Here is a 24,968-nt window from a genome sequence, read left to right as displayed (position 1 = left end):
GCAGTGGATGCAGCCACGGTAGCAGTTGCGGACGAGTCCGTCTCAGATCCACCGCAGGCTTGCTGAAGGATTCAGGTTGCGGCCGCTGCCGTCCCGTCACAGCGCCGCGGCAACATTGCCTCGAACACCACCAGACCGGCGTCGTTGCGCGCGCCGATGCGGCCACCGTGGGCGCGGACGAACTGGTCGACGATGTACAGCCCCAGGCCCAGGCCATTGCTGGGATGGAAACTGGCCTTGAACGGCTCGAACAGGCGTGGCAGCAGCGCGTCATCGATCCGACCTGCGTTGCTGACCCGCAGCAGCACAGTGCGCGGGTCACGACCGTCCACCTCCACCCTCGCCTCGCTGCCATGGGTGAGCGCGTTGCCGACCAGGTTCGCAGCGACCTGGCCCAGCCGATCCAGGTCGCCCTGCAGGCGGGTATCGCCCAGCGTGTCGAGATGGATCCGCGCATGGCCGTGCGCACTGCCGGCCTCGGCCACCACCGCACGGGTCACCTCGGCAAGGTCGCAGGCACTGGCCTGCAGGCGCAGGCCGCCGCTGCGGATCCGCGAAAAGTCCAGCAGCTGCTCGACCATCCGCGCCATGCGCAGCGTGCTGGCCTCCAGATGTTTCAGGGTCTGCTGCGCGCCGCTGTTGTCCTGCGGAAGCTCCAGCGACAGCTTGTCGGCGCACAGCAGGATCGCCGACAGCGGCGTGCGCAGATCGTGGGTGAGCACGGCCGCCATCGTCTCGTTGAGCTTGAGCGAGCGTTCCAGCGCCTCGTTGCGCGCCTTCAGCAGCTGGCGCTGCTGGTAGAGCTCGATGAAGACGTTGACCTTGCTCAGGATCACCCGCGGTGCCACCGGCTTGTGCAGGAAGTCGACCGCGCCGGTTTCGTAGCCCTTGAACGCACGCACCGGGTCATCCGGCGAGGCCGTCAGGAAGATGATCGGCACATCGCGGCTGCGGTGCGAGCCGCGCATCAGTTCGGCCAGGGTGAAGCCGTCGATCTCCGGCATGTGCACGTCCAGCAACGCCAGCGCCACCTCATGTTCCAGCAGCAACTCCAGCGCCTGCGCGCCCGAGCCGGCCAGCAGCAGGTTCACGCCCTCGCGCTGCAGCAGCGCCTGCATGGCCACCAGGTTCTGCGGCACGTCATCGACGATCAGCAGGTTGACCGGGGTCTGCGACTGCGCAGGGTCCGGTGGCAGCAGGTTCATGCAAACAACTCCTTCAGGCGACGGCACATCAGATCAAGGGGCAGCACGGCGTCGGCGCCGGCATGCTGCAGGGCGGAGGCCGGCATCATCGATGCCTCGGCCTCCTGGGGACATTGCAGCCAGGCGCGGCCACCGGCAGCGCGCACCGCGGCGACGCCTTCACTGCCGTCGCTGCTGGCGCCGGTGAGCAGCAGGGCCAGCACCTGGTCGCCGAACACGGCCGCTGCCGATTCGAACAGCGGATCGATGGCCGGGCGCGAGAACAGCACCGGCGCATCGACCGACAGCGCCAGCGAGCGGGCATCTTCCACCAGCAGGTGGTAATCCGGCGGCGCAAAGGTGACCGTGCCGCGCTGCAGCGGCTGCTTGTCCTCGGCCTCGCGCACCGGCAGCGCGCAGTAGGGCGCCAGCACTTCGGCGATGCGGCTGCTGCGGTCGCGTGGCAGGTGCAGCACCGCCAGCACCGGCGCCGGCAGTGCCGCGGGCAACGCACCGAGCACGACCTGCAGGGCCGCGACGCCCCCGGCCGAAGCGCCGATCACCAGCACGGCCGGGCGTGTCGGCGTGGCCATCAGGCCACCTTCCGGTACAGGCGATGCTCGCGCGAACAGACCTCGAACGCATCATGGTGGCAGCCGAACTGCAGCGACTCCTTGCTGCCGAGGCCGAGGAAGCCGCGGTGCACCAGCGCTTCGCGGAACAGGCCCACCGCACGGTCCTGCAGGTCGCGGTTGAAATAGATCAGCACATTGCGGCACGACACCAGGTGCACTTCGGAGAACACGGTGTCGGTGGCCAGACTGTGGTCGGCAAACACCACGTTGCGGCGCAGCTGTCGATCCAGCACGGCACCATCGTAGGCCGTGGCGTAATAGTCCGACAACGACGCAGTGCCGCCCGCCGCCAGGTAGTTGCGGCTGAACTGGGCCATCCGGTCGATGCCATAGGCCCCGGCTTCCGCCGTGGCCAGCGCCGCCGGATTGATGTCGGTGGCGTAGACGATGCTGCGCTCGAGCAGGCCTTCCTCGTGCAGCAGGATCGCCAGCGACCAGACTTCTTCGCCCGTGCTGCAACCGGCTACCCACAGCTTCACCGACGGATAGGTGCGCAGCACCGGCACCACCTGTTCGCGCAGCTCACGGAAATAGGCCGGGTCACGGAACATCTCCGACACCTGCACGGTGAAGAACTGCATCGCCTGCGCGAACAGGTCCGGCTCGTGCAGCAGGCGATGCTGCAGGTCAACCAGCCGCTCGCACTCATAGCGCTGCATGGCCTGGCGGATGCGCCGGCGCAGCGACGACACCGCATAACTGCGGAAATCGTAGTGGTAGCGCTGGTACAACGCTTCCAGCAGGACCTTCAGTTCCAGGTCGAACAGGGCCTGCTCGTTCATTGCCGCGAGCACCAGACCCGGCACAGCGACACCAGCTTGTCGACGTCGATGGGCTTGGCGATGTAGTCGTTGGCACCGGCCTGCAGGCAGCGCTCACGGTCGTCCGGCATGGCCTTGGCGGTCAGCGCGATGATCGGCAGGTCCTGCAGGTGGCGCTGCGCGCGGATCTCGCGCATTGCCGCCAGGCCGTCCTTCTCCGGCATCATGATGTCCATCAACACCAGGTCGACCTCGCGCTCGGCCAGCCGATCCACCGCCTCCTGGCCATTGCGCGCGATCTCCAGCGTCACACCGAGCGGTTCGAGCACGCTGGACAGGGCGAAGATGTTGCGCACGTCGTCCTCGGCCAGCAGTACCGTGCGGCCGTCGAGTACGGTGTCGCGGCGGCGCGCCTCGCGCAGCAGGCGCTGCTGGTCGGTTGGCAGGCTGGCCTCCACGCTGTGCAGGAACAGGGTCACTTCATCCAGCAGGCGTTCGGGCGAGCGCGCACCCTTGATGATGATGCTCTTGGAATAGCGGCGCAGGCGCTGCTCTTCCTCGCGGCTGAGCGCGCGACCGGTGTAGACGATCACCGGCGGGAAACCGACGTCATCGTTGCCGGCCATGTGTTCGAGCAGGTCGTAACCGCTGCCGTCGGGCAGCGACAGGTCCATCACCATGCAGTCGAACGTGACCGTGCTGAGCTGTTCCAGCGCACCGGCCAGGGTGCCCACCGCGACGATCTGCAGCTGGTCGCGGCCCAGCAGCAGTTCCAGGTTGCGGCGCAGCTCGCTGTCGTCCTCGACGATCAGCAGGCGCCGCACGTCGCGCTGGCTGGTCTGTTCCAGTTGCTCGATGGCCGTCACCAACCGCTCGCGCGTGGTCGGCTTGATCGCAAAACCGATCGCGCCCAGCTCGCGCGCCACCTGGCTGCGGTCCGTTGCCGAGACCACATGCACCGGGATGTGCCGGGTATCAGGGTTGCGCTTCAGGCGCTCCAGCACGCTCAGGCCCGACACGTCCGGCAGGCCGATATCGAGCAGGATGCCGTTCGGACGCAGTTCGCCGGCCAGCGCCAGCGCCTCTTCCGCCGTGCCCGCCACCACGCAGTCGAAGTCCAGTTCATGGGCCAGGGCCACCAGTGCTTCGGCGAACGTGGCATCGTCCTCGACCGCCAGGATCAGGCGCCCGGCGCGCTGGCGGCGGCCGCGGTCGTCGGCCACGCCGGCGGACGCGGTGACCGGCGCCGCCGCAGTGGCAGCGCGCACGGGTGCCGGCGGCAGCACGGCCGGTGTGCGTGCCGGCGTCGGCACTGCCACGGGGGCCTCGGCAGCCTCGGCTGCGCTCGCCGCCGGGGCGCCCTGCAACGGCAGCTCCAGGATGAAGCAGCTGCCGCGCCCGGGCTCGCTGTCGACCTGGATGTAGCCACCCATGCGCTCGGCCAGATCGCGCGAGATCGACAGGCCCAGGCCGGTACCGCCGTAGCGACGGCGGGTGCTGCCATCGGCCTGGCGGAAGGCTTCAAAGATGACGTCCAGCTGCTCGCGGGCGATGCCGATGCCGGTGTCGCAGACCTCGAACCGGATGCGGCCGTTGCCGGCCGCACGCACGTGCAGGCTGACCTTTCCGTGCTCGGTGAACTTCACCGCGTTGGCCAGCAGGTTCTTCAGAATCTGCTGCAGCCGCTGGCTGTCGACCACCAGCTGGCTCGGTGCCAGCGCATCGGCTTCGATCTGCAGGGCCAGGCCCTTCTGCCGCGCCATCGGCTCGAAGGTCTCGCGCAGGCGCTGCAGCGCGCTGTCGACCACCACCACTTCATCGGACAGTTCGACATGGCCGGCCTCGATGCGCGACAGGTCGAGGATGTCGTTGATCAGTGCCAGCAGGTCGTTGTTGGACGAGAGGATCGCACGGGCGTACTTCACCTGTTCCTCGGTGAGCGTGCCGTCCTTGTTGTCGGCCAGCAGCTTGGCCAGGATCAGCGAGCTGTTCAGCGGCGTGCGCAGCTCGTGCGACATGTTGGCCAGGAACTCGGACTTGTAACGCGACGTCGCGGCCAGCTCGTTGCTGTTGCGCACCAGCTGGCTCTGCGCGACCAGCAGTGCCTGCTTCTGCGCCTCCAGCTCGTGGGTGCGCTCTTCCAGCTGCACGTTGCTCTGTTCCAGCTCGGCCTGCTGTTCTTCCAGGTGGCTCTGCGACTGCAGCAGGCTGCGGCTCTGCTCTTCCAGTTCCTCGTTGGCCACGCGCAGCTCTTCCTGCTGGGCCTGCAGCTCCTCGCCCTGGCGCTGCGACTCTTCCAGCAGCACCACCAGCTGCGCGCGCAGCAGCGATGCGCGCAGCGCCATGCCGATGGTCTCGGCACAGCGCTCCAGCAGCTCGCGATCCAGATCACGCAGCTCGCCGACCCGGGCGCGCCCCAGCTCGATGATGCCGACCACCGCGCCATCGCTGCTGAGCGGCGCCAGGATGCGCTCGCGCACCGGCAGCCGGCCCAGGCTGGTCTGCAGTTCAAGCACGGCGGCATCGTCACCGTGCAGGTGGCGGATGCGTTCATCACGCGCGACCTGCCCGGCCAGCCCCTCGTGCAGGGCCAGCGAGGCCGGCGCCCCCGAAGGCAGCGCCATGCCCCCGGTCAGCTGCAGCCGCCCGCCTTCCAGGCGGTAGACCGCAGCGACCTCTGCGCCCAGCTGCCCGGCCACGCTCGTTGCTGCGGCCTCGGCGATCTGCTCCGGCCCCAGGTCACCGCGAAGGCTGATCGCCACCGCGTTCTCGGCCTCCTGCAACCAGAGCGCGCGCATGGCCTGGCGGCGCGCCTGGATCGCGCGCGAGACGATCAGCGCGATCATCATGAAGGCGAAACCGCCAATGGTCCGGTTGACGAACGAAAACGCCGAGTTGGAACTGACGGGCGCGACGTTGAAACCAATGACCAGCAGGATGCAGGACAGCACGGCCACCACGAATGGCGCCCGCGCACTGCGCTGGAACACCGTGACGCCAACGGCCAGGAAGTAGGCCAGCCAGACGGCATAGCCCAGCGGTACGACCAGTTCCAGCGAAATGGTCGCGGCCAGCAGCACAGCGGACGTCATCCAGATCCAGCGGTCACGCGTAGTCGCACCAGGACGCATGCAGGTCGGTTCCAGAAGGCAAAGGGTGGAAGATGGTACTCCGTGTCGCATTCAGCCGCACAGGACAAATGGCACGTGTCAGGTGTGCACGCATCCTTCACACTTGAATGCCTAGCTTCACGTGCCTCACAGGGGTAACACTTATTTTCACGTGGACGCAGCTGCCTCTACGACGTCCGTGCTGACGGATCCTTCCCGACAACTGCGGTTGCTGATCGACAGCGTGCGCGACCATGCGCTGTACCTGCTTGATCCAGAAGGCATTGTCTGCAGCTGGAACCCCGGCGCCGAGCGCATCAAGGGCTATTCCGCCGATGAAGTGATCGGCACGCACTTTGGCCGCTTCTACCTGCCTGCCGACCGTGAGGCCGGCGAACCACTGCGCCTGCTCCGCCTCGCGGCGCAGCATGGCCATGTGGCCAGCGAAGGCTGGCGGGTACGCCGGGACGGTTCGTCGTTCCGCGCCAGCGTGGTCATCGAGCCGGTCATGGAAGCGGGCGAACTCCTTGGCTTCGTCAAGATCACCCGCGACATCACCGAACAGTGGCAGGCGCAGCGACTGCTGCGCGATGCCCAGCGGGCGCTGCGCAACACCCAGCAGTTCGAGACCGTCGGCCGCCTCAGCCGCGGCCTGTCGCACGAGTTCAACAACCTGCTGACCACCATCGGCAATGCGCTGGACCTGCTTTCCCTTCGCGTGGGCGGCGATGATGCGCGCACGGCCGAGCTGCTGGATGCCGCGCAGGCCGCCACCGACCGCGGCGCGCTGCTCACCCGGCAGCTGCTGGCATTCAGCACCGGCCAGACCCTGATCCGCGAACCGGTGGACATCAACACCCTGCTGCAGCGCTGGTTGCCGGACCTGCAACGAACCTGCCCGGCGCATGTGACGCTGGAAGCCGAGCTGGCGCCCGGGCTGCCGCAGGTCAGCACTGACGCGATGCAGCTGCAGACCGCGCTGGCCAATCTGGTCGCCAATGCGGCCGAGGCCACGCTGGAGGGCGGCCGCATCCTGATCGGCACGACCCTCCAGCATCGCCTCGACCCGGATGCAGACACGGCCCTGCAACGCGGCTATGTCACGCTCAGTGTCTGCGACGAAGGCCACGGCATGGCCGCCGACATCGCCGAGCGCGCGACCGAACCCTTCTTCACCACCAAGGACATCGGCAAGGGCAGCGGCCTGGGCCTGAGCCAGGTGTTCGGATTTACCACCCAGAGCGGCGGCTTCGTCGATGTGTCCACCACGCCCGGTGTCGGCACCACGGTCAGCCTGCTGCTACCCGCAATTGAGGACCCCGCCCATGACCGATGAACCGATCCGCGTGTTGATGGTGGAGGACCAGAACGATCTGCGTGAGATGATCGGCCTGGCCCTGCGCGATTTCGGCATCGAGGTGTCCACCACTGCCGATGGGCATGAAGCGGCCGCGTTGCTGAAGAGCGACGCACGCTTCGACGTGGTGTTCAGTGACGTCAGCATGCCCAATGGCATGTCCGGCATCGAACTCAGCGAGCACGTCGCCCGCGACCAGCCGCAGGCACGCATGATCCTGTCCTCCGGCTACGCGCGTTCGCAGCTGCCGCCGCTTCCGGAGCAGGTGGAGTTCCTGCCCAAGCCCTACCGCCTGCGCCAGCTGGTTGAACTGCTCAAGCAGGACTGAAGGCGTACCGGCCTGCGTGGCCATGCTCAGCGCCGGGCCCGCTGCATGAACAGCAGCGCCGGCGTGGATGCAGCGTCCACCGGCTCGAAGCCGAGGGAGCGGTACAACGCAACTGCAGCGGCATTGTCCCGATAGACCCGCAAGGTCAGCCGTTCAACGGCAGCAGCCTGGAACGCCTGCGCGATCAGCGCCTGCACCAACCCACGCCCGAGACCGCGGCCCCGCGCCTGCGGCGCAACCAGCAGGCGGCCCAGATGGACGGTGCCCGGCTGCGTGGACCAGGCCTGGCCGAAACCCACGCGCTGGTCGCTTGCGTCCAGCAGCACCCACCCCGGGCGTTCGCGCAGCTGCAATACGTGCTCGAACCGATCGGGTCGCAATGGATAGGGCACGCCCGGCCCGGCCCAGCGCAGCGTCGCCACGGCCGAATCCAGCCACGCGGCGATGCTCGCGTAGTCCTGGGGTTGCACGGGCTGCAGGCGGTGGTCCATGGCGGGCGGATCGCGTGGCGAGGCGCCAGCATATCCGAGTGGCCTGGCGGGCAGCGCGCGGACGTGGCGCCGCAAACAGGGTGACCCCGGCCCGATTCGAACGGGCGACCTTATCCATAGGAGGGGACTTCCACTGCACGTTAGGCCAACGACTTGCAAGATTGCTGGGACCGGCTTGGATCCACCTTCGCTCAAACACCCCACCGTAGCTGCTGCAGCCCTGCCCTCACCCACGCCTGGGTGCGGGCGTCCCTCGCTCGGGGCTTCCTCTCTGCCGGCGGCTTGGGCGGCTCTAGCGCCGCCTTGATCTGCTCGATCCCCTTAGCCCCCGCCTCGGCCAGACGCCGGGCCTGCTGCTGCTCGCGCGTTGGTGGCAGGCCCGGTAGTGGCGGCGGATTCCGCTGGGGATAACATTCGCCCATCGGTCAGCGTAAGGAACCCATGATGCGTTCAATCGTTCTGGCAGTTGTGGTGTCTTCCCTGAGTTCTCCGGCTTTTGCCCAATCAGCCAGACCCCAGACTCCACCTGTATCGAATGCCGAGGCGTATAAGTGGATTCACATCAGCGGCGGCGTTACAGAGGCGACGAGGCGCGGCGTGACGATGCCCCTTTGGGACTCCGAATCCAAAGACGGCGAGTCACTCGACAGCTTTGTTACCCGTACAGGTCGTGACGCACTGCGCGTACTGGAATCATCCCCGGCTACGATCTGCGGTCAGCTGGAAGAGACACCAGGCAAGTACAAGATCTTACTGAAAGCCACGAGCAAGGCGGCAGACTGTAGTGCCCAAGGCTCGCGCCTTCCCTACATGCATATCAGACGCGCAGAAGCCGGTGTAAAGAGCGTTGGTCCGTCCCCGAGCGAGCTTCGCGGACCGGTGTATGTAGTCGACCTGTCTGGCATCAAGTTCGAAGACGGCAGGAAGACTCGACCGGTCGTAGATTTCGGCAAGAAGTAGGCTGTATTGCTGCGCAACCCTTGCCGCATGCCTGCGAACATCAGCTCTCCACTACACGACTGTCGGCTAATAACGATGCCTGCGCCGCTAATCGGCCACCAACGCTTGATTCATCTCAGTGCCAGAGCACCGCACCAAGCCCTTCGTAATCTAACGGCAGCTCCGCCCTCTCCGGCCAGGCGAACGTCTCCGGTTGCGGCAACAGCGCGCGCAGCTAGGCCGGAGTTCCGTTGCGAAGGGTGCAGATTCTGGCCGGGTACGCTGATTACGCCACGACGAAGAAGTACTACGTACACCTCGCCCCTGAGGGTAATGATGGAGCGGTGGCGAAGCTAACCTATTGATTCGCCATTGTGACCACTGTGACCAAGTGGTGCCTTTTGATGGCCTGATATGGCCAATGGCGGTGTAGCAGCTATCGCAAGTTATTGATTCTGGTGACCCCGGCCCGATTCGAACGGGCGACCTTCCCCTTAGGAGGGGGACGCTCTATCCAGCTGAGCTACGGGGCCATGCAGCCGGGAAGTTTACAGGCAAGGTGCCCTGCCCTCCAAGCATTCATGTCCGGCCCGATTCGGCTGGCGCGTTGCACCATGGCCGGTCGGGGCGCTCTGCTACCATCGGCGATTCAGTTCATCGCGTCCCCCACCTGCCCGCGATGGCACCAAACAACGTAACGAAACACAGGAGTCTGCATGTCTTCCGAGCTGCTCAAGTCCCTTGGCCTGGACGCGATCAACGCTGGCACGTACCTGGGCAACGGGGAGTGGTCGAGCGCGACCAGCGGTGAGCTGATCACCCCGGTCAACCCGACCACCGGCGAGCCGATCGCGCAGGTCCGCGCCACCACCGAGGCCGAGTACGAGACCGTCGTCGCCCGCGCCCAGGAAGCCTTCAAGGTCTGGCGCACCACGCCGGCACCGCGCCGAGGCGAAGCCGTGCGCCTGTGCGGCGAAGCACTGCGCAGGCACAAGGACGCCCTGGGTTCGCTGGTTGCGCTGGAAATGGGCAAGAGCAAGCCGGAAGGCGATGGCGAAGTGCAGGAGATGATCGACATCGCCGATTTCGCCGTGGGCCAGAGCCGCATGCTGTACGGCTACACCATGCATTCCGAGCGCCCGGGCCACCGCATGTACGAGCAGTATCATCCGCTCGGCCTGGTCGGCATCATCTCGGCCTTCAACTTCCCGGTGGCGGTGTGGAGCTGGAATTCGTTCCTGGCGGCCATCTGCGGCGACGTGTGCATCTGGAAGCCGTCCAACAAGACGCCGCTGACCGCCATCGCCTCGCTGAAGATCTGCAACGACGCCCTGCGCGAAGCCGGCTTCCCGGACATCTTCTTCCTGATCAACGATGCCGGTACCGCGCTGTCGGAAAAGATGGTCGATGACCGCCGCGTGCCGCTGATCAGCTTCACCGGCTCGACCCAGGTCGGCCGCACCGTCAACGAGAAGGTCGCGCGCCGCCTCGGCCGCTGCCTGCTGGAACTGGGCGGCAACAACGCCATCATCCTGGACGAAACCGCCGACCTGAAGCTGGCTGTGCCGGGCATCGTGTTCGGCGCCGTCGGCACCGCCGGCCAGCGCTGCACCACCACCCGCCGCCTGATAGTGCACCGCTCGATCTACGCCGACGTGCTGGCCACCCTGGTCAAGGCTTACAAGCAGGTGGAAGGCAAGATCGGCGACCCGACCGATGCGGCCAACCTGATGGGCCCGCTGAACAGCGAAGGCGCCGTGCAGCAGTTCCTCGATGCGATCGCCCAGGCCAAGGCGGCCGGCGGCACCATCGAAACCGGTGGCAGCCGCATCGACCGCCCGGGCAACTTCGTGCTGCCGGCCATCGTCTCCGGCCTGAAGAACAGCGACGCCGTGGTCCAGCACGAGACCTTCGCGCCGATCCTGTACGTGATGCCGTACGACACCCTCGATGAAGCCATCGACATGCAGAACGGCGTGCCGCAGGGCCTGTCGTCCTCGATCTTCACCCAGAACCTGAAGACTGCCGAGAAGTTCCTGTCGGCCGCCGGCAGCGACTGCGGCATCGCCAACATCAACATCGGCACGTCGGGCGCGGAGATCGGCGGCGCCTTCGGCGGCGAGAAGGACACCGGCGGTGGCCGCGAGTCCGGCTCGGATGCATGGAAGGTCTACATGCGCCGCCAGACCAACACCATCAACTATTCGGATTCGCTGCCGCTGGCACAGGGGATCAAGTTCGACCTGTGATGGCAAACGACGCCGACACGCCTGTGGGTCAGGGCCCTTCCGGGGTTCTGGCCCAGGCCCAGGGTCGGATCCCCGCAGGGGCTCCGATCCTCGATTTCAGCGGCCGCCGCGTGCTCATCGCAGGCGGCAGCAAGGGCATCGGCCGTGAAATGGCGCTGGCGTTTGCCGGCGCCGGCGCACAGGTTTCGGTCTGCGCGCGTGGCCGGGCCGGGCTGGATGCCCTGTGCGCCGATGCCCAGGCACAGGGCACGCCAGTGCACGCGTTCTCCGCCGATCTGGCCGACCCCGACCAGATCCAGGCCTGGCTGCAGGCCGCCGCCGATGCCCTCGGCGGTATCGATGTGCTGGTCAACAATGCCACCGGCTACGGCATGGCCGACGACGAGGATGGCTGGGCCGCGAGCCTGCAGATCGACCTGATGGCAGCCGTGCGCGCCTCGCGGCTGGCGCTGCCCTGGCTGCGCGCATCCGGCGACGCCTGCATCCTCAACCTCTCTTCGATTGCCGCGCAGCAGCCCCGTCCCGGTGGCGCACCCTATGCTGCTGCCAAGGCCGCCCTTTCGCACTACACCACCTCGCAGGCACTGGCGCTGGCCAAGGACCGGATCCGGGTCAATGCCATCGCACCCGGCTCGATCGCGTTCGATGACGGCCTGTGGGATCGCCGCCGCGTCGAAGACCCCGACCTGTACCACGGCACGCTGGCGAAGATTCCGTTCGGCCGCTTCGGCCACCCGCGCGAGATCGCCGATGCCGCCCTGTTCCTGTGCTCGCCGCTGGCGCGCTGGGTGACCGGCAGCGTGCTCAACGTGGATGGCGGCCAGGTGTTGATGGGCTGATACTGGCACCCCGGTAGCTGCCAACCTGGGTGGGCACGCCTTTCGTCGACCAAGGCCGACGCCTGCCAGGGCCGAAATCCCATTCGTCGACCAGGGGGCGACGCCTTCCCTCACATCTGCCGGGCATGGGATTGCCCGGGCAGACGCACTATCATGTGCACACTGCCAAGGAGGACCCCGATGAGCGTGGCACCCCGACAGACAAGCGCCCTGGCCGTGGTCAGCCTGGTCATGGGCATCGCCAGCTGGACCGTCCTGCCCTTCGTGGCCAGCATCGTCGCCATCATCACCGGCCACATGGCCCGCGCCGAGATCCGCCGCCGCCCGCATGAGCTGGAAGGCGATGGCATGGCACTCACCGGCCTGGTGCTGGGCTGGGTGATGGTCGGCGCCGTGGTTGCCGCCATCCTGGTCTTCATCCTGTTCTTCGGTGGCCTGGCGTGGCTGGCGGCGGTGTCGAACTGACGCCATGACCGCCTCCGACAGCACCGAACGCTTCAGCAGCCGCGTCGCCGACTATGTCCGCTACCGGCCCGACTATCCGGCCGCACTGCTGGACTGGCTGCACGGCCCGATGGGTGTCAGCCACCAGGCCCGTGTCGCCGACATCGGCGCTGGCACCGGCATCTCCAGCCGCGCGTTTCTCGCCAGCGGCCATCCGCTGGTGGCGGTCGAGCCCAACGCTGCCATGCGTGCTGCCGCCGAACAGTGGCTGGCGCCACAGTACCCGCAGTTCTCCGCCGTCGATGGCCGCGCCGAGGCCACCGGCCTGGCGGACGCCAGCATCGATCTGGTCAGCGCCGCGCAGGCCTTCCACTGGTTCGACACCGTGGCGGTGCGCGCCGAGTGGCAGCGCATCCTGCGCCCCGGTGGCCTGGCACTGATCTACTGGAATTCGCGCCTGCTCGATGCCAGCCCGTTCCTGGTCGGCTACGAACAGCTGCTGCTGGACTACGGCACCGACTACACCGCCGTGGCCGAGCGCTACCAGGACGATGCCACCATGCAGGCCTGGTTCGGCGCTGGCCTGCGCGGCAGGGTGGAGCTACCGAACGTGCAGTATCTGGACTTCGACGCCCTGCGCGGGCGCCTGCTCTCCTCTTCCTACGCCCCGCAATCCGGTCATCCGCGCCACGCGCCGATGATCGACGCTCTGCAGCACCTGTTCGCCGCCCACGCGGTGGACGGCCAGGTTGCTTTTGAATATCGAACCCGAGCCTTCCTCGGCACGCTGGACTGAACCGACGCATGTATTCGCTTGCCCGCCCCTTCCTGTTCTCGCTCGACGCCGAGCGCGCCCACGGCCTCGGCCTGTCCGCACTGGACCTGGCCTATCGCACCGGCACCACGCCGCTGCTGGCCGCCCGCATCGCGCCGATGCCGAGCACGGTGTTCGGGCTGACCTTCCCCAACCCGGTCGGCCTGGCCGCCGGCCTGGACAAGAACGGCGAGCATATCGATGCACTGTTCGCGCTGGGATTCGGCTTCGTCGAGATCGGCACCATCACCCCGCGCCCGCAGGCCGGCAATCCGCAGCCGCGCCTGTTCCGCCTGCCGGAACACAACGCGATCATCAACCGCATGGGCTTCAACAATGCGGGCGTGGACGCGCTGGTGCGCAACGTCGAGCGCGCGCGCAACCGCCGCGGCCTGCTCGGCATCAACATCGGCAAGAACAAGGACACCCCCAACGAACAGGCCGTGGACGATTACATCGCCTGCCTGGACAAGGTGTACCCGCTGGCCGACTACATCACTGTCAACATTTCCTCGCCCAACACCGCCGGCCTGCGCGAACTGCAGGAAGAAACCGCGCTGCGCCAACTGGTCAGCCAGCTGCGTGACCGCCAGGAGGAGCTCGCGGCCCGCCACGGCCGCCGCGTGCCGATGCTGGTGAAGGTGGCGCCGGACCTCAGCGAGCGTGACATCGATGCCGCCGCCCGCGTACTGGGCGAGCTGCAGGTGGATGGCGTGATCGCCACCAACACCACCATCGACCACAGCAAGGTGGCCGGCGACCCGCTGGCCAACGAGGCCGGCGGCCTGTCGGGCGCGCCGGTGCTGGAGCAGTCCACGCTGGTGCTGCGCCGCCTGCGCTCGCGCCTGCCCGAGTCGGTGCCCTTGGTCGGCGTCGGCGGCATCCTGTCCGGTGCCGACGCGGTGGCCAAGATGGCGGCCGGTGCCGCGCTGGTGCAGTGCTACAGCGGCCTGATCTTCCGTGGACCGGCGCTGGTTTCCGAATGCGTGGAGGCGATCCGTCGCCGCCGCGAAGCGCCGAGCCGCGGCGCGGTGGCCCCCCTGTGAGCGCGCCCATGGATAGCACCGACGGCAACGCCCCGCTGCGCTGGACGCTCACCCGCAATGCGCCGCTGCAGGCACTGAACACCTTCCACGTGCAGGCCAATGCGGAACAGCTGCTGGAACTGCACGATGCCGCGCTGCTGCCGGACGTGCTGGCGTTGCCCGACGTGGCCAACGGCCCGCTGCTGGTGCTGGGCAGCGGCAGCAACGTCCTGATCGCCGAGGACCTGCCGGGCACCGTGCTGGTGTTCGGCAACCGCGACATCAGTTTCCTTGAACACCGCGCCGACCATGCCGTGATCCGCGCCGGCGCCGGCGTGCCCTGGCATGGCCTGGTGATGTGGTCGCTGCAGGAAGGCCTGTCCGGCCTGGAAAACCTGGCGCTGATTCCCGGCACCGCCGGTGCCGCACCGATCCAGAACATCGGCGCCTATGGCGCGCAGGTGGGCGAGTTCATCCAGGCGGTCGAAGCCTGGGACTGCCAGGACCAGGCCTGGGTGCGGCTGGACAACGAGCAGTGTCGCTTCGCTTACCGCGACAGCGTGTTCAAGCAGCAGCCCGACCGCTACCTGATCACCGCCATCGAACTGAAGCTGCCCCTGCTGCACGACCTGCGCATGGACTATGCCGGCATCCGCGAGGAACTGCAGGCACAGGGCGTGGAACTGCCCAGCGCCGTGGACGTGGCCAATGCGGTGATCGCGATCCGCCGCCGCAAGCTGCCCGACCCCGAGGTACTGGGCAACGCCGGCAGCTTCTTCAAGAACCCGGTGCTGCCGCTGGAACAGGTCGACGTGTTGCTGCAGCACTTCCCCGACCTGCCCGTGTTCCCGGCCGAGCAGGACGACAGGCGCAAGGTCTCCGCGGCCTGGATGATCGAATCCTGTGGCTGGAAGGGCTTCCGCGAGGGTGATGCCGGCGTGGCGCCGAGCCACGCGCTGGTGCTGGTCAACCACGGCAATGCCAGCGGCGCTGATCTGCTGGCGCTGGCGCGCCGCATCTCGGCCTCGGTGCTGGAAAAATTCGGCGTGCCGATCGAACCGGAGCCCCGCCTGCTCGGCGCACAGTGGTGAACAGCCCCGCCCTTTCCCCTGGCGCCACTCCGATGCGGGCGGCGCTGCTGATGCTCGGCAGCACGATGGCATTCGGCCTGATGGCGGTGGCCATCCGCTATGCCACCCGTTACGTGCCGACGCAGGAAGTGGCGTTCTTCCGCAATGCCTTTGGCCTGCTGGCCCTGCTGCCGATGCTGCTGCGGCCGGGCCGCGCGCCCTTGAAGACGCAGCAGCTGCCACGCTATTTCGTGCGCAGTGCGATCGGCCTGGGCTCGATGCTGTGCGCGTTCTGGGCGCTGGGCCACCTGCCGTTGGCGCAGGCGGTTTCGCTCTCCTATTCCACGCCGCTGTTCGTCACCATCGCCGCCGTGCTGTGGCTGGGCGAAACCGTGCGCGTGCGCCGTTGGGCGGCAGTGGTGGTGGGTTTCATCGGCGTGCTGGTGATCGTGCGCCCCGGCACGGCCGGCTTCACCGCCGGCAGCCTGGTCGCGGTCGCCGCCGCGGTGCTCAGCTCGCTGGTGGCAATCCAGATCAAGCAACTCACCCGCGTCGACAGCGCCGATACCGTGGTGCTCTACACCTACGTCTTCTGGGTCCCCCTGTCGCTGGTCCCGGCGTTGTTCGTCTGGGTCTGGCCGACCGGGTTGGCCTGGCTGTGGCTGCTGGCCACCGGCGTGCTCGGCACCGTCGGCCAACTGCTGTGGACCCGGGCGCTGCGGCTGGGCGAAGTCTCGGCGCTGACACCGATCAGTTTCCTGCAGCTTCCCCTGGTGACGCTGTGCGGCTGGCTGTTGTTCAACGAAAGCGTGGACCGCTGGACGATCATCGGCGCCGGCATCATCCTGGCCGCCAACGCCTACATCGCCCATCGCGAAGCCGTGCTGTCGCGCCGCGCCGCAAGTGCGGCCGCCTCAGCAGCGGCCAAGCCTGCAGAATGAAAACCACCTGCACGGACCATGGGTAGAGTCGACTGTTGGTCGACTGCTCTTCGTCTGGAACAGGCAAAGCCCGCGCTGCGCGCGATAGTCGACTCTACCCGGGGTGATCCTGGCAACGGCCCGGGAACTAACCCAGCGCGCGATACACCCGCTCGGCGGCGTCGAACACGTTGCCCGGTGCGAACTGCTCGCTGAGGAAATGCAGCGATTGCCGGCGCAACGGCGGCGAACGCTCCTCGCCATCACTGCCCAGCAGCACCTGCTGGAACTCGATCAGGTCCTGCAGGATGCGCCAGTGCCGGTACCAGGCAATCCAGCGCGGATCACCGCGGTCGCTGCCATAGCCCTCCTCGAATCCCAACGGGTTCTCGCGGCCCCAGCGCCCGCCGACCGCGCCGCCGATGAACATCAGGTCGCGCTCGCGCGGTGCCAGCGACAGGCCATCCCAGTCGATCAGGTGCAGGCCACCGTCATTGCCCATCAGCAGGTTGCCGGCATGCAGGTCGCTATGGCACAGGTGCAGCCCCCTCGGCACGTCCTGCAACGCCGCATGCAGCTGCACGGCCTGCGCATGCAGCGCGGCGATGCGTGCGTGCTGCTGGTCCCAGACCGACACGAACGCACGGCCCAGGCCGTCCTTGGCGGCCGCCAGGCCCTCGCCAGCCAGCCACTGGCCCACCGTATCAAGCGCCGCGGTTTCCATCCGCGCGCTCGGCAGCGCCTCCTGCAGCTGCAGCGGCGGGCGGGCCTCGTGCAGACGGCGCAGCACTTCACCCAGCCGTTGCCACTGCGTGCGGCTCAACGCCGCCTCGAAGCCGGACTGGCCTTCCACATAGGGAAACAGGGTGAACTGCAGGCCCCAGCGCTGCACCGAAGCGCCACCGGTCAGTGCCGGCCAGGGTGCGACGATTTCCTCGATGCCCAGCGTGCCGCGCAGCCAGTGCAGGGTATCCCAGACGGCAGGGTCGACCTGGTAGCTGCGGCATTTCAACCACCATTGCCCACGCCGTGCATCGATGCGATACACGCTTGCGTTGGCGTCGGCGCCAACCGGGCGTGGCACCACGGCCGTGGCGGTGATGCCATAGGACTGCAGGAGGACTTCGCCGAGGTGCTGCGCCGAAGCGGATGACATGGATGCAAGCGGAAAGTGTTACCTGCCGCCACTATCGCAGATGCGCAGGCCGCGACACAGACATGTCCGTCACAACATCACGCCTGCGCGACCAAAGTGCTAGCCGGCGACGCGCCGCATCACCGCTTCCAGTGGCCCCCGCGCGAACCGCAACGACCACAGCCACGCGGCGGCCGTGGCCAGCAGCAGGAACAGCAGCGCGCACCACAGCACCGCCGGCAATGACGCGCTGCCATCGAGCACGCCCAATCCTTCCAGCGTCCCCATGCCCAGCAGGATGTGGCCGACGTACAGGCTGAGGGTCATCCGCCCTGCCGCAGTGAGCGGCGCCCGCCAATTCCCGGGATACCGGCGGCTGACCCACAGGCACGCGGCGATCACACTGCAGGCCGCGCCCGAACCGGTCAGCACGTAGGCCGGTCCCGGCGGCATCGGCTGCGTTCCCAGCCACACCTGCCAGGGCGTTCCCAGCGCAAGGTGCTGCACGCCCTGGCCGGCGCCGATCAGCAGCACGCCCAGCAACAGCAAGGCACGCTGCACGCGCGGCTGTGACAACTGCAGGCGCGCCAGCAGCATGCCCAGCAGGAAGAAGCACATCCACGGCAGCAGGGGATGGAAGCCGTTGAACAGCAGGTTGCGCGCGGCACCCGGCCACTGCCAGAGACCGGTGTACTCCAGCGTCTGCCAGTTCCAGCCCTGGCTGTAGTCCCAATGCAGCAGTGCCCAGAACGAACCGGCCGCCAGGCCCACGATGCTGGCCAGCAGCGCCCGTGGCGACGCACGCAGCCACAGCACCGCCAGCGCGAAATACACCGCGTAGTAGTGCAGGATGTCGGCCGGGAACAGGGTCAGGTTGAGCAGGCCCAGCACCAGCAGGAACAGCGCGCGCCGCCAGGTCTGCACGCAGGCCTGCCTCCGGCCCAAGCGCTGCGTGGCCAGTACCAGGCCAAGCCCGGCCAGGGTGACGAAGGTCGCCGAAGCCTTGCCTTCCAGCAGATGGAAGAAGCCGGCCAGCCACCCCCCGCGCTCGGCAGGTACGGCCATCGCCAGGCGGAAGTTGACCAGCACCATGCCGGCCAATGCGAAGTAGCGCGCCAGGTCCAGGCCGTGCAGCCGCCGGTCATCGGCGCTCATGCACGTGATCCCAGCAACCGTGTTAGCAGCTCGAGATCCAGCGCGGCGTTCTCCGCGTTGCCGGCTTCACCCAGGCCCTGGCGCAGCGCATCGCTTTCGATGGCATCCAGCAACACCTGCGCCTGCAGTGCCGGGGCCAGCGCAGGGCGCCGCCGCTCGCGCCGCGCAATGCCCTGCAATGCATCGCCCAGCACCTGTTGAAGCTGCCTGCGGTTGGCGGCGAAGGCCTCGGCTACGGCGGGGTTGCGTGCACTCTCGGCCAGCACCTCGGCCGCGAGCGTTGCCCACTCCGGTTGCCGGCACAACGCATGGAAGTCCTGCAGGAACGCCAGCACCTGCGCGCGCTCGCCGTCGGCCGCCGCCAGCCGCTGCAGCATCGGGGCCAGTTCCTCGCTTTCGGCCACGGCCACCGCAAGGATGATCGCCTCCTTGCCCGGGAAATGGTTGTAGAGATTGCCCAGGCTGACACCGGCCGCCTGCGCGATGTCGCGCATGCTGGTCTGGTGGAAGCCCTTGGCCAGGAAACACTGCAGGGCCGCCTGCAGGATCAGGGTCACGCGCTGCTCATTGCGGTCGATTCGGCTCATGCCACACATAGTGAACGAACGTTCGTCCATTTTGAATATTGGAGAGGTCCGTCAGCAGGGCAGCATTCAGCCCTGCCCTGCGCTGCCCGGCGCGGTTTCAGAAGAACTCGTCGAGAAGACGGTAGAACGCCAGCCGCCGTTCGTCGGGCACAACGCCATAACTGCGGAACAGCGACGCGACCCACCGGGTGTCGCCGAAGTTGTGGACCAGGCTGCGCGCGGCCAACGCCAGATCCTGGTAGCGATCGGCCACGCCCAGCCGGCCACAGTCAATGAAACCGCTGAAACGCCCCTCGACGGCCAGCAGGTTCGGCAGGCAGGCATCGCCATGGCTGACCACCAGATCCTCGTGATCAGGCCGGGTAGCGCGCAGTTCGGCGAAGACCTGCTGTGCGCTCTGCCCCAGGCGCTCGTCATCGAAGTCATCGAAGTCATCGGCGTCGACCCGGCCCGCCTCGACCCGTGCCTGTGCGGCCTGAAGGCGCGAAGCCAGCCGCTGGTCGAACGGACAGGCCGCCACCGGCAGGGCATGCAGGCCCCGCAGCGCGTCGGCCAGCAGTTGCACCCGGTGCTGGGGCGCGAGCGCCGGCGACGAGGCCAGATCGTGGCCGGGCAACGCACTCATCAGCAGCCAGCGGCGCCCTTCCTCCTCGGCGATAGCGATCACCGTCGGCGCCGGCTGGCCCTGCGCCTGCAGCCAGCGCAGGCGCGCGATCTCGTCGCCCAGCTCACTGAAGGCGTCGATCACTTCCGATTTCAGGAAGGCATCGGCCTGCCCCGGACGATGCACGCGGGCAACGTCCGCACGCGATACGCCGATCGACTGCCGCTCGATGCGCGCATCGGCCAGTGCTTCCTGCCAGGCGTGAGGCAGGGGCATGCCCTCCATGCGTGCGCGGGGTGCTTCCATGCCAGGGGACGCCTGTAACCGATGACTGCATGGATTCTCGCTCATCCGGCATTCCTCCCGTCAACAGCAGTGATGCCGGGCAGTCGTCGCTACAGCAACGCCCACGGATCCGTCACCGTGTAACGTCGGCGCCGATCGCCCCTGCATTCCCGCAAGGTCGCGCTGAACATGCGCATCGCCGATGCGCTGTGCAAGGGTTTCCGCGATCGCCGGCCCGCGCTACTGACCCAGCGGGCCGCCGCAGGGCATCGTCAGTGGCCGCGCGCGCGGCCGTGGTTTACCCTGCTCGTCACCGGCCGTCGGTCACAGGCGGGAACCTGCTATGGATGCGCTTTCACGGGTCTCGGCCCAGGTCCTGGACAGTGCCCTGCCCAGCCTGCCGCTGTACCTGCTGCAGGCCACCGCGGTGATCGGCATGATCGGCGTGCTGCTGATCGCCACCCGTCGCGCCGGGCACGCCATCGAGGGCCGTCGCCTGTATGTCGGCGTGACGCTGGGGCTGATCTACCTGTTCAATTCCTGGTTCGTGGCCGGTTACACCCAGGGCGTGGTCAAGCTGCACCTTGGCTTCGACATCCTGCTGGTCAGCGGCCTGCTCGGCGGGTGGCGCGGTGGTCTGGCCTGCCTGGCGGCTGCCGTGCTGGCCCGCTACCAGTTTGTCGGCACCCAGTTTTTCCTGCCCGCCAGCCTGGAGGCCGCGCTGCAGATGATCACCGGCGTCTGGCTGCGCAGGCGCCTGCACCCGCGCATGCTCAACGAGCTGTCGCTGCGCATGATCCTGCGGGCGTGGTCGGCGCGCATCGCCGCGACCGCTGTGGGGCTGGCACTGGGCGTGGCGATCATCGGCGCCGACCAGCTGCCGGTGGCCGAACTGGCGATCCAGCGCGTACTGGCACTGCCGGTCTCGCTGCTGGTGCTGGGCGCGGTGTTCGCGCTGGTCTACAACGACGCCCAGATCGACGCGCAGCGCCAGCGCGAGCAGGCCTGGTTGCGCATCGACCCGATCAGTGGCCTGCCCAACATGCGCGCGCTGGGCGAACGACTGCAGGACTTCTGGCGCGGCAACGACGGCTTCGGCAAGGCCTGCCTGGTCGTGGTCGAGATGGGCAACCTGCGCGATCTGCGCCTGCGTTACGGCCCACTGCAGGACAACGGGCTATGGCATCGCGATACGGCGGCGGACATCCATCGGTTGCTGCCATCGCTTCCCGCCGATGCCTTGGAGATCTATCAGTTCGGTGACGCGGCGCTGGCCCTGCTGGTGCGCGGCATGTCGTTGGCCGAGCTGCGCAGCCAGGCCCATGTCACCGCGTTGGCCTGCAATCTCACTGAGCGCGTCAGCCGCGACTGGCCGGGCTTCCGGCCGCTGTTCCGCTGCGCCGTGGTCGAGCTGAAGCCTCCGGCCAACGCCGATGAAGGCCACCTGCCGTTGCGGGCGATCACGCTGGCGCTGAGCGCGATCGAGTCGGGCGTGGTGTTCTTCGATGACCCGATCCAGCGCGACAGCGAAATCGATGCCCTGATCGAGGTCGCGCTCGAACGGTGGCTGCGCCAGGGGGATGCACCGCTGAGCTACCAGCCCAAGCATCGCCTGCGCGACCGACGGCTGGTCGGTGCCGAGGCACTGCTGCGCATGCGCGATGGCGAGGGCCGGCCGATCACACCGATGCGGGTGATCTCGCTGCTGCGCCGGCAGGGCCGGCTGGCCGACCTGGAATGGGCCACGCTGCAGTCGGCGGTGCACTTCCTGCAGTTCTGCCGGCAGGATGGCGCTTCACTGACCATCGCGGTCAATGTCTCTGCAGAATCGCTGCGCCTGCCCGGATTCGGCCTGCGCCTGCACGAGCTGCTGCAACTGCACGACATCCCCGGTGCGATGCTGCGCCTGGAAATCGTCGAGTGGACCGAGATCGTCGAGCGCGACGTGGTCGATGCCAACATCGCACAATTGCTGGCGGCCGGGGTCACGCTGTCGCTGGATGATTTCGGCGCGGGCTACTCGACCCTGATCCTGCTTTCGCAGCTGGCCATCGCCGAGGTCAAGATCGAACAGGCGCTGATCGCCACGCTGTCCGACGCCAAGTCACAGTCGATCGTGCGCTTCATCGTCGAAGTCGCGCACCGCTGCGGCGCGATCGTCGTGGCCGAGGGCACCGAGACCCTGGCGCAGGAACAGCACCTGCGCGCGCTGGGCGTGGATGTCGGCCAGGGCTATCTGTATTCGGCCGCCCTGCCGGCCGACGAGTTCCGCCGCTTCGCCGCCGGCTAGGCCGCGTAGAACCCCAGGAACATCGCCACCGCCGACTCGGCCACGCGCGCGCGCTCCTGTTCGTTCAGTGGCGGCTGCCCCATCGTCACCTGCGGCCAGAACGCGAAGCTCTTCACCAGCCCGTGCAGCTGGTGGCCGGCAAATTCCGGATCGACCTCGCGCAGCCGGCCATCGGCGATTGCCGCGCGGATCCACGCACTCTCGCCACTTTCCTTCTCGCCCATGCGGCAGACGATGGCCTGCGCACGCTCCGGCGAGTGGATGATCTCGGCCATCGCGACCCGCGCCAGGTCGATGAAGTTGGCATCGCTGAGCAGGTCCAGCTTCTGCCCCAGCAACTGCAGCAGCTGCCCCTGCAGCGGCTGGTCGGGCCGGTACGGCAGCGCGTCGCTGGCCACGCTGCGTTCCCACAGCTCCTCCAGGATCATCGAGAACAGCGCTTCCTTGCTCGGGAAGTGGTTGTACACGGTGCGCTTGGAGACGCCGGCCACCTCGGCGATGCGGTCCATGCTGGTCGCCTCGTAGCCCGACGCACGGAACTCCTCCACCGCAGCGCGCACGATCGCGTCGCGTTTGCGGTCGGTGAGGCGCTGCGGGGTACGGGACATGGCGGGAACGGATGGCTGAACGGATGCACGCATTTTACACCCGGTAGTGTACTTTTGAAAAACAGGAAACTACACTGTGCAGTGTACCCAGCGGACGTCACCCATGAAGCGCCTGCTCCTTGTCCCCCTGCTTGGAATCCTCGCCGTGACCGCCTACACCTTCTGCACCTCCTGGTCCCTCCCCGACTACCCCGAGTCACCGCAGTACCGTGATGGCAAGTTCCGCAATGCCCTGCCCCGTCCGGCAATGAGCCTGCGCGACGGTGCGGAGATCTGGTGGACGTTCCTGTTCAACAAACCCAAGGGCACCGTGCCGGCCCACCCGATTCCGGTGAAGCCGCTGGACCGGGCCACGCTGGACGCCGCGCCGGACCGCAGCCTGTTCCGGCTTGGGCACTCCACGATCCTGCTGAAGCTGCGCGGCCAGTACTGGCTGACCGACCCGGTCTTCTCCGAGCGCGCCTCGCCGGTGCAGTGGATGGGCCCTGCGCGCTTCCATGCGCCGCCGATCAGCATCGATGCACTGCCGCCGATCGCCGGCGTGATCCTTTCGCACAACCACTATGACCATCTCGACCACGCCGCAGTGACGCAGCTGGATCGCAAGACCGCGCGCTTCATCGCCCCGCTCGGCGTGGGTGACCAGCTGATCGCCTGGGGTGTGGACGCCGGCAAGGTCGAACAGCTGGACTGGTGGCAATCCACCGAGGCCAATGGCCTGCGCCTGACCGCCACCCCGGGCCAGCATTTTTCCGGCCGCGGCCTGGGCGACAGTGACCGCAGCCTGTGGGCGTCATGGGTGATCCAGGACGGCGACTTCCGCATCTTCTTCAGCGGCGACACCGGCTACTTCGATGGCTTCAAGGCGATCGGCGAAAAGTTCGGCCCGTTCGACCTGACGATGATCGAGACCGGCGCCTATGATCCGCGCTGGGCGTTCGTGCACATGCAGCCGGAGCAGACGCTGCAGGCGCACCTGGACCTGCGTGGCAAGTGGCTGCTGCCGATCCACAACGGCACCTTCGACCTGGCCCTGCACGCATGGCAGCAGCCGTTCGAGCGCATCACCGCATTGGCGGCCGCGAAGCGCGTGCCGGTGGCCACGCCGATGATGGGCGAAGCAGTGGACATGCAGGCGCCGCAGCCGGGCACGCGCTGGTGGGAGACGGTGGAGCTGTAATGCGGTGGGCTCCGGTTCTGGCCGCCGCTACGTCTTCGGGTGAAGCCTGCGCCCTTCCCGGGCCAGATTGATCTGCAGCGCAGCGGCGGCGAGCTCGGTCATTTCCGTCGTGACTTTCCCGCTGCCGCGCGCTCGCAGCCAACCGAGTATGTCGACGAGATGCCAGATCGAGGTCGAGCCGTCATGCACGGGGGACGGAAACGACTGCAGGTTGGCCAGCATGAGCTTCCGCATGTTCTGGCGCGACATTCCGAGCAGGTCTGCGACGTCAGTGAGCCCCACCAGATCGGGGCTCACTTCAACCAGTTCGGCGCCGGGCACAGCCCGCTGCACATCGTCGAGCGCCGAACGCAGGGCAACCCCTGCGCTGTCTGCTTCCCGGCAGAACGCCAGGGCCAGCCGTCCCGGCAACCCAAGGCCCACAAGCGCGTCGTCACAGCCGCCTTCGGCCAGGCGCTGCTCGAGGACGCCGATTTCATTGCCTGTGTCCGGCAAGCGGTACTTCAGGGTGAAGTTGAATTCCATGATTGACCCCTTCGCTTCTGACGAAGCCTGATCTCATTGCTCACGACTGCAGTTCTCGACCACACGCCGCAAGGCACTTGCATGACGGCTGCCGCTTCGCGGCGTGCTCCAGATGCTCACGATGCAGAACTCCCCGCATCGGCAATCGGTGTCGTTGTAAGGGCAATACATCCGGCCCCACGCATGGCCGCCCGCCATACGGAGCCTCCACGCACGATCCTCCGCGAACTGCAACGCCGCTTCGATGTCCTTGTCTGGATGACGCGCTCGAGACATTCCTTCTTCTCCGCAGTCTCCACACGGCTCACACGGGTTGTCAAATGACAACTCTCTTAAAAGACGCTCGATGTGACCCCAGCCAATCCGCGCTACACGTCCAGAGCCACATCCGTCAGCCCTCCCGTGATGGCAGCGCCAGCATCCAGCGCCGCTG

24 protein-coding genes and 1 tRNA gene are annotated in these 24,968 nt (G+C 67.5%); 12 read left to right on the top strand and 13 right to left on the bottom strand.

Features of this window, described 5'->3' with window-relative positions; all coding sequences use genetic code 11:
- Window positions 1–71: 71 nt before the first annotated feature.
- The 4 genes from LRM18_RS07175 to LRM18_RS07160 are packed head-to-tail and all read right to left on the bottom strand — an operon-like array spanning window position 72 to window position 5,711.
- On the bottom strand, window positions 72–1,205 hold the full coding sequence (locus tag LRM18_RS07175) for a hybrid sensor histidine kinase/response regulator (protein WP_049471295.1): 1,134 nt from the start codon (window positions 1,203–1,205) through the stop codon (window positions 72–74).
- Window positions 1,202–1,777, bottom strand: a complete 576-nt coding sequence (locus LRM18_RS07170; RefSeq protein ID WP_206632604.1) for a chemotaxis protein CheB — start codon at window positions 1,775–1,777, stop codon at window positions 1,202–1,204. Before LRM18_RS07170 ends, LRM18_RS07175 begins: the two co-directional genes overlap by 4 nt.
- The gene (locus LRM18_RS07165; RefSeq protein WP_049471292.1) at window positions 1,777–2,601 is read right to left on the bottom strand and encodes a CheR family methyltransferase; all 825 of its coding nucleotides are present in this window, start codon (window positions 2,599–2,601) and stop codon (window positions 1,777–1,779) included. The genes LRM18_RS07170 and LRM18_RS07165 overlap by 1 nt, the downstream gene beginning before the upstream one ends.
- The gene (locus LRM18_RS07160; protein WP_270952949.1) at window positions 2,598–5,711 is read right to left on the bottom strand and encodes a response regulator; all 3,114 of its coding nucleotides are present in this window, start codon (window positions 5,709–5,711) and stop codon (window positions 2,598–2,600) included. Before LRM18_RS07160 ends, LRM18_RS07165 begins: the two co-directional genes overlap by 4 nt.
- Before the next feature lie 178 nt (window positions 5,712–5,889).
- Between LRM18_RS07160 and LRM18_RS07155 the strand changes: the two genes are divergently transcribed.
- Together LRM18_RS07155 and LRM18_RS07150 are read left to right on the top strand one after the other, a co-directional pair.
- Window positions 5,890–7,026, top strand: coding sequence for a PAS domain-containing sensor histidine kinase (locus tag LRM18_RS07155; RefSeq protein WP_270952947.1), 1,137 nt, complete (start codon window positions 5,890–5,892; stop codon window positions 7,024–7,026).
- Window positions 7,016–7,375, top strand: a complete 360-nt coding sequence (locus LRM18_RS07150) for a response regulator (RefSeq protein WP_049471288.1) — start codon at window positions 7,016–7,018, stop codon at window positions 7,373–7,375. Before LRM18_RS07155 ends, LRM18_RS07150 begins: the two co-directional genes overlap by 11 nt.
- A 26-nt stretch (window positions 7,376–7,401) precedes the next feature.
- Here LRM18_RS07150 and LRM18_RS07145 read toward each other — a convergent pair whose 3' ends face one another.
- Window positions 7,402–7,866: a GNAT family N-acetyltransferase gene (locus LRM18_RS07145; RefSeq protein ID WP_154330483.1), complete on the bottom strand. Its 465-nt coding sequence runs from the start codon at window positions 7,864–7,866 to the stop codon at window positions 7,402–7,404.
- A 444-nt stretch (window positions 7,867–8,310) separates the two neighbouring features.
- On the opposite strand from LRM18_RS07145, the gene LRM18_RS07140 reads away from it, so the two are divergent.
- On the top strand, window positions 8,311–8,826 hold the full coding sequence (locus LRM18_RS07140) for a hypothetical protein (protein ID WP_270952942.1): 516 nt from the start codon (window positions 8,311–8,313) through the stop codon (window positions 8,824–8,826).
- Between the two features lie 435 nt (window positions 8,827–9,261).
- On the opposite strand, the gene LRM18_RS07135 is transcribed toward LRM18_RS07140, so the two are convergent.
- Window positions 9,262–9,338: transfer RNA gene (locus LRM18_RS07135), tRNA-Arg, on the bottom strand.
- Window positions 9,339–9,521: 183 nt separating this feature from the next.
- Here LRM18_RS07135 and LRM18_RS07130 point away from each other — a divergent pair.
- The 7 genes from LRM18_RS07130 to LRM18_RS07100 all read left to right on the top strand — a co-directional run bounded on the left by LRM18_RS07130 (window position 9,522) and on the right by LRM18_RS07100 (window position 16,187).
- Window positions 9,522–11,054, top strand: a complete 1,533-nt coding sequence (locus LRM18_RS07130; RefSeq protein WP_014646923.1) for an aldehyde dehydrogenase family protein — start codon at window positions 9,522–9,524, stop codon at window positions 11,052–11,054.
- Complete coding sequence (locus LRM18_RS07125; RefSeq protein ID WP_270952940.1) at window positions 11,054–11,893, top strand: SDR family NAD(P)-dependent oxidoreductase; 840 nt, start codon at window positions 11,054–11,056, stop codon at window positions 11,891–11,893. The genes LRM18_RS07130 and LRM18_RS07125 overlap by 1 nt, the downstream gene beginning before the upstream one ends.
- A gap of 180 nt (window positions 11,894–12,073) precedes the next feature.
- The gene (locus LRM18_RS07120; protein ID WP_049471284.1) at window positions 12,074–12,358 is read left to right on the top strand and encodes a DUF4190 domain-containing protein; all 285 of its coding nucleotides are present in this window, start codon (window positions 12,074–12,076) and stop codon (window positions 12,356–12,358) included.
- Between the two features lie 4 nt (window positions 12,359–12,362).
- Window positions 12,363–13,133 (top strand): class I SAM-dependent methyltransferase, encoded by a 771-nt coding sequence (locus tag LRM18_RS07115; RefSeq protein WP_064238325.1) that lies wholly within the window; start codon window positions 12,363–12,365, stop codon window positions 13,131–13,133.
- 8 nt (window positions 13,134–13,141) lie between these two features.
- Window positions 13,142–14,197: a quinone-dependent dihydroorotate dehydrogenase gene (locus LRM18_RS07110; protein WP_049471279.1), complete on the top strand. Its 1,056-nt coding sequence runs from the start codon at window positions 13,142–13,144 to the stop codon at window positions 14,195–14,197.
- 8 nt (window positions 14,198–14,205) lie between these two features.
- Window positions 14,206–15,267: a UDP-N-acetylmuramate dehydrogenase gene (gene murB / locus LRM18_RS07105; protein WP_150826463.1), complete on the top strand. Its 1,062-nt coding sequence runs from the start codon at window positions 14,206–14,208 to the stop codon at window positions 15,265–15,267.
- Between the two features lie 32 nt (window positions 15,268–15,299).
- On the top strand, window positions 15,300–16,187 hold the full coding sequence (locus tag LRM18_RS07100; RefSeq protein WP_049471276.1) for a DMT family transporter: 888 nt from the start codon (window positions 15,300–15,302) through the stop codon (window positions 16,185–16,187).
- A 127-nt stretch (window positions 16,188–16,314) separates the two neighbouring features.
- Here the strand turns inward: LRM18_RS07100 and LRM18_RS07095 are convergent, their stop codons facing one another.
- The 4 genes from LRM18_RS07095 to LRM18_RS07080 form a co-directional block, all read right to left on the bottom strand.
- Window positions 16,315–17,322 (bottom strand): aminoglycoside phosphotransferase family protein, encoded by a 1,008-nt coding sequence (locus LRM18_RS07095; protein WP_270952934.1) that lies wholly within the window; start codon window positions 17,320–17,322, stop codon window positions 16,315–16,317.
- A gap of 99 nt (window positions 17,323–17,421) precedes the next feature.
- Window positions 17,422–18,456, bottom strand: a complete 1,035-nt coding sequence (locus LRM18_RS07090; protein WP_270952932.1) for a heparan-alpha-glucosaminide N-acetyltransferase domain-containing protein — start codon at window positions 18,454–18,456, stop codon at window positions 17,422–17,424.
- On the bottom strand, window positions 18,453–19,043 hold the full coding sequence (locus tag LRM18_RS07085; protein WP_270952930.1) for a TetR/AcrR family transcriptional regulator: 591 nt from the start codon (window positions 19,041–19,043) through the stop codon (window positions 18,453–18,455). Before LRM18_RS07085 ends, LRM18_RS07090 begins: the two co-directional genes overlap by 4 nt.
- 97 nt (window positions 19,044–19,140) lie before the next feature.
- Window positions 19,141–19,953, bottom strand: a complete 813-nt coding sequence (locus LRM18_RS07080; protein WP_336297080.1) for an APH(3')-II family aminoglycoside O-phosphotransferase — start codon at window positions 19,951–19,953, stop codon at window positions 19,141–19,143.
- 322 nt (window positions 19,954–20,275) lie between these two features.
- Here LRM18_RS07080 and LRM18_RS07075 point away from each other — a divergent pair, with 322 nt between their 5' ends.
- On the top strand, window positions 20,276–22,222 hold the full coding sequence (locus LRM18_RS07075; protein WP_270952926.1) for an EAL domain-containing protein: 1,947 nt from the start codon (window positions 20,276–20,278) through the stop codon (window positions 22,220–22,222).
- On the opposite strand, the gene LRM18_RS07070 is transcribed toward LRM18_RS07075, so the two are convergent.
- Window positions 22,219–22,830, bottom strand: a complete 612-nt coding sequence (locus LRM18_RS07070; RefSeq protein ID WP_053462774.1) for a TetR/AcrR family transcriptional regulator — start codon at window positions 22,828–22,830, stop codon at window positions 22,219–22,221. The two genes, LRM18_RS07075 and LRM18_RS07070, sit on opposite strands and share 4 nt — an antisense overlap.
- A gap of 103 nt (window positions 22,831–22,933) precedes the next feature.
- On the opposite strand from LRM18_RS07070, the gene LRM18_RS07065 reads away from it, so the two are divergent.
- Complete coding sequence (locus tag LRM18_RS07065) at window positions 22,934–24,010, top strand: MBL fold metallo-hydrolase (RefSeq protein WP_270952922.1); 1,077 nt, start codon at window positions 22,934–22,936, stop codon at window positions 24,008–24,010.
- 27 nt (window positions 24,011–24,037) lie between these two features.
- Here LRM18_RS07065 and LRM18_RS07060 read toward each other — a convergent pair whose 3' ends face one another.
- A complete protein-coding gene (locus LRM18_RS07060; RefSeq protein WP_049471261.1) occupies window positions 24,038–24,535 on the bottom strand; it encodes a DNA-binding protein in 498 nt (165 codons plus the stop codon).
- Between the two features lie 33 nt (window positions 24,536–24,568).
- Window positions 24,569–24,811, bottom strand: a complete 243-nt coding sequence (locus LRM18_RS07055; RefSeq protein ID WP_270952920.1) for a hypothetical protein — start codon at window positions 24,809–24,811, stop codon at window positions 24,569–24,571.
- Between the last annotated feature and the right edge of the window lie 157 nt (window positions 24,812–24,968).

The organism is Stenotrophomonas sp. PI_27, assembly GCF_027854495.1.
Taxonomy (GTDB): Bacteria; Pseudomonadota; Gammaproteobacteria; order Xanthomonadales; family Xanthomonadaceae; genus Stenotrophomonas; species Stenotrophomonas pavanii.
Note: the sequence above shows the minus strand (reverse complement) of the source record. Positions and strands in the feature narration are given on the sequence as shown.

Coding starts and splice junctions, on each gene's coding strand:
- LRM18_RS07175 (WP_049471295.1), bottom strand. CDS start 1,205: ATGAACCTGCTGCCACCGGACCCTGCGCAGTCGCAGACCCCGGTCAAC.
- LRM18_RS07170 (WP_206632604.1), bottom strand. CDS start 1,777: ATGGCCACGCCGACACGCCCGGCCGTGCTGGTGATCGGCGCTTCGGCC.
- LRM18_RS07165 (WP_049471292.1), bottom strand. CDS start 2,601: ATGAACGAGCAGGCCCTGTTCGACCTGGAACTGAAGGTCCTGCTGGAA.
- LRM18_RS07160 (WP_270952949.1), bottom strand. CDS start 5,711: ATGCGTCCTGGTGCGACTACGCGTGACCGCTGGATCTGGATGACGTCC.
- LRM18_RS07150 (WP_049471288.1), top strand. CDS start 7,016: ATGACCGATGAACCGATCCGCGTGTTGATGGTGGAGGACCAGAACGAT.
- LRM18_RS07145 (WP_154330483.1), bottom strand. CDS start 7,866: ATGGACCACCGCCTGCAGCCCGTGCAACCCCAGGACTACGCGAGCATC.
- LRM18_RS07140 (WP_270952942.1), top strand. CDS start 8,311: ATGCGTTCAATCGTTCTGGCAGTTGTGGTGTCTTCCCTGAGTTCTCCG.
- LRM18_RS07130 (WP_014646923.1), top strand. CDS start 9,522: ATGTCTTCCGAGCTGCTCAAGTCCCTTGGCCTGGACGCGATCAACGCT.
- LRM18_RS07125 (WP_270952940.1), top strand. CDS start 11,054: ATGGCAAACGACGCCGACACGCCTGTGGGTCAGGGCCCTTCCGGGGTT.
- LRM18_RS07120 (WP_049471284.1), top strand. CDS start 12,074: ATGAGCGTGGCACCCCGACAGACAAGCGCCCTGGCCGTGGTCAGCCTG.
- LRM18_RS07115 (WP_064238325.1), top strand. CDS start 12,363: ATGACCGCCTCCGACAGCACCGAACGCTTCAGCAGCCGCGTCGCCGAC.
- LRM18_RS07110 (WP_049471279.1), top strand. CDS start 13,142: ATGTATTCGCTTGCCCGCCCCTTCCTGTTCTCGCTCGACGCCGAGCGC.
- murB (WP_150826463.1), top strand. CDS start 14,206: ATGGATAGCACCGACGGCAACGCCCCGCTGCGCTGGACGCTCACCCGC.
- LRM18_RS07100 (WP_049471276.1), top strand. CDS start 15,300: ATGCGGGCGGCGCTGCTGATGCTCGGCAGCACGATGGCATTCGGCCTG.
- LRM18_RS07095 (WP_270952934.1), bottom strand. CDS start 17,322: ATGTCATCCGCTTCGGCGCAGCACCTCGGCGAAGTCCTCCTGCAGTCC.
- LRM18_RS07090 (WP_270952932.1), bottom strand. CDS start 18,456: ATGAGCGCCGATGACCGGCGGCTGCACGGCCTGGACCTGGCGCGCTAC.
- LRM18_RS07085 (WP_270952930.1), bottom strand. CDS start 19,043: ATGAGCCGAATCGACCGCAATGAGCAGCGCGTGACCCTGATCCTGCAG.
- LRM18_RS07080 (WP_336297080.1), bottom strand. CDS start 19,953: ATGGAAGCACCCCGCGCACGCATGGAGGGCATGCCCCTGCCTCACGCC.
- LRM18_RS07075 (WP_270952926.1), top strand. CDS start 20,276: ATGGATGCGCTTTCACGGGTCTCGGCCCAGGTCCTGGACAGTGCCCTG.
- LRM18_RS07070 (WP_053462774.1), bottom strand. CDS start 22,830: ATGTCCCGTACCCCGCAGCGCCTCACCGACCGCAAACGCGACGCGATC.
- LRM18_RS07065 (WP_270952922.1), top strand. CDS start 22,934: ATGAAGCGCCTGCTCCTTGTCCCCCTGCTTGGAATCCTCGCCGTGACC.
- LRM18_RS07060 (WP_049471261.1), bottom strand. CDS start 24,535: ATGGAATTCAACTTCACCCTGAAGTACCGCTTGCCGGACACAGGCAAT.
- LRM18_RS07055 (WP_270952920.1), bottom strand. CDS start 24,811: ATGTCTCGAGCGCGTCATCCAGACAAGGACATCGAAGCGGCGTTGCAG.